Source organism: Xanthomonas cissicola, assembly GCF_008801575.1.
Classification (GTDB): domain Bacteria; phylum Pseudomonadota; class Gammaproteobacteria; order Xanthomonadales; family Xanthomonadaceae; genus Xanthomonas; species Xanthomonas cissicola.
In genome coordinates this window covers 1-251 of the sequence record NZ_VZPL01000289.1, presented here as the reverse complement: position 1 = coordinate 251, position 251 = coordinate 1, and the positions used below count along the sequence as shown (strand labels likewise).

The window sequence follows — 251 nt, the reverse complement described above, 5'->3', positions numbered from 1 at the left end:
CGAGAACGCCAAGCTCAAACGGATGTATGCCGAGTTGGCGCTCGACAACGCGGCAATGAAGGACCTGATCGCAAAAAAACTCTAGGGCCGGCGCGTAAACGCGAGGCGGTGCGGTTCCTTATCGAGGGGTTCTACCCCGATATCACGGACGGTTGTAAAAGAGCTGCAACCTTCTGATCCTGCTTGGCCGCCCTTCGCCGCATCCTTGGGTTGTGGCGTCGCTCGATGTAGTCAAACACATCCGCTCTTGC

2 pseudogenes are annotated in these 251 nt (G+C 57.4%); one reads left to right on the top strand and one right to left on the bottom strand.

The annotated features are described in order from the left end of the window. Positions 1–126, top strand: a pseudogene (locus tag F7R02_RS26130) (IS3-like element ISXac4 family transposase); the annotation flags it as partial. 5 nt (positions 127–131) lie between these two features. Here F7R02_RS26130 and F7R02_RS26125 read toward each other — a convergent pair. Beyond that, a pseudogene (locus F7R02_RS26125) lies at positions 132–251 on the bottom strand (IS3 family transposase); the annotation flags it as partial.